Origin of the sequence: Mycobacterium sp. (genome assembly GCF_049280035.1) — a bacterium.
Classification (GTDB): Bacteria; Actinomycetota; Actinomycetes; order Mycobacteriales; family Mycobacteriaceae; genus Mycobacterium.
Genome location: NZ_JBAPPI010000112.1, coordinates 1 through 1,784 on the forward strand (window position 1 = coordinate 1; position 1,784 = coordinate 1,784).

General features: G+C 60.7%; 1 protein-coding gene and 1 pseudogene. Both read left to right on the forward strand.

Annotation, left to right across the window (positions count from 1 at the left end; all coding sequences use genetic code 11):
- Positions 1-86 precede the first annotated feature (86 nt).
- A pseudogene (locus WAN71_RS03745) lies at positions 87-389 on the forward strand (IS1634 family transposase); the annotation flags it as partial.
- Positions 390-817: 428 nt separating this feature from the next.
- A partial coding sequence (locus tag WAN71_RS03750) for an ABC1 kinase family protein (protein ID WP_422224043.1) occupies positions 818-1,784 on the forward strand: 967 nt, incomplete at its 3' end.

Consider the following 1,784-nt stretch of genomic DNA (forward strand, 5'->3'; position numbering starts at 1 on the left):
CACGGAGCATTCTTCGCAGTCGATAACTCATCGGCCCCATCGCCAAAACTCCAATGCCGATAAGCCATTAACGTCCTCGGTCGAACCACCAACTATGGCGCATTGAGAAAGCCTTCCAGATGTCCAAGCACGACCTACAGGCTCGCCCGATCTACCACCGCACCCGCGACTCCATCGAAGCCCACCTTACCGTGGTCTTCGCCGCCATGGCCGTATCGCACTAGATCGAGCACCAAACCGGTTGGAGCATCAAGAAATTCGTCCGCACCGCACGCCGCTACCGAACCGTGCAGATCCGCGCCGGCCGACAGGCCCTCACCGCCACCGACCCCCTAACCGACGATCTCGCCGAAGCCCCCGCCAAGATCAACAACCGCCATGTGCACTAATTTGGCCCAAGTCGGGTGTCACGCAGACTGAGCGCGAATCGTGGTAGGAGGCAATGCGTACTCGCGTAGCGACCGGATAACCGGAAACCGAGCTTGGCTACCGGGCGGGATCAATTAGAATTGCTAGCAATGATTCCGTTGAGTGGCGGGTCCGCCGACCGCGACGAGCCGAATATCACTTCGCAGGTGGCTTTCTGCACGATAAGACCTCATCAGCGGCATCCTGATGCCACTGATGAGTGCACTGAATCTCTGCGCCTCAAATTGCCTCACGGCAATCCGAAGGGAAGCCACTGGACCGGAAATGCCGCCCGAGCTGTCTCAGCTACCGCCCCCGTCTATCAATTGCGGGTTTTTTGTCCGAAAGACCGGACGAATTGGCGGCTGAACCTATCGTGCTGGCGGGTTGAATCGCTCGGAGGTCGGTGATGCCAGACCCGAGGAACTCGGTGCCTCTGGGAAGAATCCGCCGCACCATTCCATTGGCGGGATTCACTGCACGCGCCGCCGGCGGGCGGATGGTGGCCGCATTACGGGAAAAGACAGGTGACTCGGGTGCCGTCGCCCGCTTTCACGAGCGAACGGCAGAGCAGTACACGCAGCTACTCGGCCACTCAAAGGGCGTCTTGATGAAGGCGGGACAGCTGCTGTCCATGGTGAACCCTAGTTCCCTCGGCAGTGACGAGCTTGCCGCTTATCAGACCGCTCTCTCTCGACTGCAGGCTGATGCGCCGCCGATGGACCCCGCGCTGGCTAAAGAAGTACTGCGCGCCGACCTTGGTCAACCCGTCGAGAAACTATTCGCCGAGTTCACCGACCAACCGGTAGCGGCAGCTTCGATTGGGCAGGTGCATCGGGCCGTCCTGCACGACGGCCGCCAGGTTGCGGTCAAGATCCAATACCCCGGCGCAGCGGAGGCGATCCGCGCTGATCTGGCGAACACCGAAATGCTGGCCTCGTTTTTTCGATTCGCGAGCTCGGCGGCGCGCACCCCGATGCCCGACGCGCGAGAGGCTGCGCGGGAGATCGCCGAGCGCATCTCCGAGGAAATCGACTACCGGCACGAGGCCGCCAACATCACCAGATTCAACGAGCTCTACGACGGTCACCCATTCATCCAGGTACCAAAGGTAATTCACGAAGCGTCGGGCGACGCTGTGCTGACCATGACGTTCCTAGACGGAATGGACTGGCCCTCCGCACAACAGGCCGATCAGCATCTCAAAAACACCTGGGCCGAAGTAATTTACCGGTTTATTTCGGGGTCGTACCGGCACGGCAGCCTGTTCCACGCAGATCCGCATCCGGGGAACTACTGCTTCGGCACGGATGGCCGGGTCGGTTTCGTGGACTTCGGCTGCGTCAAAGTCCTTCCGGAACGCCAGCGTCGTTTAC